Genomic DNA, 912 nt, shown 5'->3' with positions numbered 1-912 from the left:
CTGCGGGAGGTCGAGGGCGAGGTCGCCATCCGCGGCGCGGGCGCCGGCTGCGAGTTCGACAGCCTGCGGGACTATGTGATCGGCGACGACGTTCGGCTGATCGACTGGCGGGGTACCGCCCGGCGCGGGACCGTCGTCGTCCGTACCTTCCGACCGGAGCGTGACCGCAGGGTCGTCTGCGTACTCGACACGGGTCGGACCTCGGCCGGGCGAATCGGCGATACCCCCCGCCTGGACCACGCGCTCGACGCCGCGCTGCTGCTCACCGCGGTGGCGCTACGCGCGGGTGACCAGGTGGGTCTCGTGGCGCACGACAGCGTTCCTCGGATCACCCTGCCAGGCGGGCACGATCACGGGTTGCTCGCCCGGATGAGCGACGCGATGGCCACCCTGGAACCGGCCCTGATCGAGGCCGATCATGGCGGAATCGTGTCGACGGTGCTGCGCGGGACTTCGCGGCGGTCCCTGGTCGTCCTGTTCACCGACCTGGTACCGGCGGTGATCGAGGAGGGGCTGCTCCCGGCTCTGCCGACGCTGGCCGCGCGGCACACTGTCGTGGTCGCGGCGCTGCGCGACCCGCGCGTGGACGAGATGACGACCGGCCGAGGTGACGTCCGTGAGGTGTACGCGGCCGCGGCTGCCGAACAGACTCTGCTGCGGCGACGGGAGCTCACCGAGACGCTGCGCCGCCGCGGGGTCGAGGTGGTGGACGCACCGCCGAGCGGCTACGCGGCGGCCGTCACCGACACCTACCTCACCCTGAAATCCCTCGGCCGGCTCTAGCGGGAGTTTCCTAGATAGTTCGATCTTGGTTGGAGTTTTCGCAGCCCATGACCAAAGTTGATCTTCCGGATGTGTATTACCTAAGTCCGGGGTGCCCACCTCGCGAGGCCGAAGATCTCGGCGAGCCGG

At 70.0% G+C, this 912-nt stretch carries 1 protein-coding gene; it reads left to right on the top strand.

The genetic code is table 11. The features are described from left to right. The coding region (locus AC08ON_RS09560; protein WP_476616803.1) for a DUF58 domain-containing protein at window positions 1-783 on the top strand (783 nt) is incomplete at its 5' end. Window positions 784-912: the final 129 nt, after the last annotated feature.

The organism is Frankia sp. CoWAU3 (assembly GCF_977971855.1).
Note: the sequence above shows the minus strand (reverse complement) of the source record. Positions and strands in the feature narration are given on the sequence as shown.